The 2,378-nt window shown below is 72.4% G+C and carries 3 protein-coding genes and 1 pseudogene; all 4 read left to right on the top strand.

What is annotated here, in order from left to right; translation table 11 throughout:
• Window positions 1-135, top strand: a pseudogene (locus tag DKL51_RS34465) (SMC-Scp complex subunit ScpB); the annotation flags it as partial.
• A gap of 17 nt (window positions 136-152) precedes the next feature.
• Entirely contained in the window at window positions 153-929 is a 777-nt protein-coding gene (scpB, locus tag DKL51_RS34460; protein ID WP_243422781.1) for an SMC-Scp complex subunit ScpB, read from the top strand.
• Window positions 916-1,686 carry a pseudouridine synthase gene (locus tag DKL51_RS34455; RefSeq protein WP_109947974.1) on the top strand — a complete coding sequence of 257 codons (771 nt, stop codon included), beginning with the start codon at window positions 916-918 and terminating at the stop codon, window positions 1,684-1,686. Before scpB ends, DKL51_RS34455 begins: the two co-directional genes overlap by 14 nt.
• A 208-nt stretch (window positions 1,687-1,894) precedes the next feature.
• The coding region (cmk, locus tag DKL51_RS34450) for a (d)CMP kinase (protein WP_124813322.1) at window positions 1,895-2,378 on the top strand (484 nt) is incomplete at its 3' end.

Genomic DNA, 2,378 nt, shown 5'->3' with positions numbered 1-2,378 from the left:
CGTCTCTACACCCGCCCGGAATACGCCACCTACGTCGAGCGGTTCGTGTTGGACGGGCAGTCGGTACGGCTGACCCAGGCCGCGCTGGAGACCCTTGCGGTGATCGCCTACAAGCAGCCGGTAACCCTGCAGAGGAAGCGGGGCGGGCCGCCCTGGCGGCGCCGGCGGAGGAAGCCCAGCCGGCCGAGGTTGCCCCGACTCCGGTCGGGGACGCCGAGCGGACCGAGGCGGTGCCGACGCCGGCGGACGAGGGCCGCGAGGCCGGTGCCGCGCCCCGCCAGCGGGACGAGCCGGCGGAGGAGAGCGCGGCTGCCGGCGTACCGAAGAAGCAGGGTGCGGGGCGACGGCGAGCGACCCCCGCGCCCGAGCCGGCACCGGAGCTGGACGACGCCGACCTGCGCGGCGCGCTGGAGGCCATCCTGCTGGTGGTGGACGAGCCGGTCAGCGAGCTGACCCTGGCCCAGGTGCTGGAGCAGTCGCCGGAGCGGGTCGGGCGGATGCTGGACGACATCGCCGCCGGATACATCGCCGCCGGGCACGGCTTCGAGCTGCGCCGCGCGGCCGGTGGCTGGCGTCTCTACACCCGCCCGGAATACGCCACCTACGTCGAGCGGTTCGTGTTGGACGGGCAGTCGGTACGGCTGACCCAGGCCGCGCTGGAGACCCTTGCGGTGATCGCCTACAAGCAGCCGGTAACCCGCTCCCGGATCTCCGCGATCCGCGGTGTGAACTGCGACGGGGTGATCCGTACCCTGGTCTCCCGTGGCCTCGTCGAGGAGTGCGGCACCGAAGCGGAAAGCGGTGCCTTCCTCTACCGGACGACCACGATATTCCTGGAGAAGCTGGGGCTGAACTCGGTGGACGACCTGCCGCCCCTGGCCCCCTTCCTCCCCGACGACGTAGAAGAGCTTGCCGATGCGACGCGATGACCGTGCCCCGAAGACTGACGCCCCCGTGTACGAGGGCGCCGAGCGCCTGCAGAAGGTGCTCGCCGCCGCCGGGGTCGGGTCGCGGCGTGCCTGCGAGGACCTGATCTTCCGCCGCCGGGTCACTGTGAACGGGCGGGTCGCTCAGCTCGGCGACAAGGCCGACCCGACCCGCGATGTCATCCACGTCGACGGTGAGCGGCTGCAGGTGGACACCCGGTTGGTCTATCTGGCGATGAACAAGCCGCGCGGCGTGGTCTCCACGATGGCGGACGAGAAGGGGCGCACCGCCCTGGCGGACTTCCTCGGCAACCGGGTCGAGCAGCGGGTCTACCACGTCGGGCGGCTCGACGCGGACAGCGAGGGCCTGCTGCTGCTCACCAACGACGGCACCCTGGCCCACCGGCTCATGCACCCGTCGTTCGGGGTGCAGAAGACGTACCTGTGCGAGGTGGCCGGGCCGATCCCGCGCAACCTCGGCAAGCGGCTGATGGCCGGCGTGGAGCTGGAGGACGGCCCGGTGCAGGTCGACTCCTTCAAGGTGGTGGACACCCTGGGCAAAACCGCCCAGGTGGAGCTGACCCTGCACGAAGGGCGCAAGCACATCGTCCGGCGGCTGCTGGCCGAGGTGGGGCACCCGGTGTCCCGGCTCGTGCGGACGTCGATCGGGCCGATCCGACTGGGCGACCTGCGCGCCGGACGGACCCGCCGGCTGACCAACGCCGAGGTCGCCGCCCTGTTCAAGGCCGTCGGCGACTGACCGGCGTCGTTCCGGGTACCGCTGGCGGTAGGCTTCGTCGCGGCCGGCGACGGCTCCAGGTCGTGGCGCGGCCGTGGGTGGCGCGGGTCGCGCCCGGCGGCATCGCGCGCGGTCCGGTCGGGGCCGCAGGCATCATTGACGATGAACAACCGCTCAACGGCGTCGGAGACACCGGCGACCCGCGAGGTACGGGCTGAGGAGGAACACGGTGGGGGAGAACGAACGGACCGGGCGGTGCGTGGTCGCAGTGGACGGGCCATCCGGTTCGGGTAAGTCCACCGTCTCGCGGCGGCTCGCCGTCGGCATCGGTGCCCGCTACCTCGACACCGGCGCCATGTACCGGGCGATCACCTGGGCCGTCCTGCGCTCCGGGGTCGACCTGACCGACGCCGAGTCGGTGACCAAGGTCGCCGGCGAGGTGGACCTGCGCATCGGCACCGACCCCCAGGGTTACGGCGTGACCGCCGACGGGGTGAACGTGGACAGGGAGATCCGTGGCCCCGAGGTGACCGGTTCGGTCTCCGCGGTCGCCGCCCTGCCCGCGGTACGCGAGCTGCTCGTCGCCCGGCAGCGGGAGATCATCGCCAACGCCGGCCGGATCGTCATCGAGGGCCGGGACATCGGCTCCGTGGTGGCGCCCGACGCCGACCTCAAGGTCTACCTGACCGCCTCCGAGGCGGCCCGCGCCCAGC

The organism is Micromonospora globispora (assembly GCF_003857015.1).
Classification (GTDB): domain Bacteria; phylum Actinomycetota; class Actinomycetes; order Mycobacteriales; family Micromonosporaceae; genus Micromonospora; species Micromonospora globispora.
This window is presented reverse-complemented; position numbering and strand designations above follow the sequence as displayed.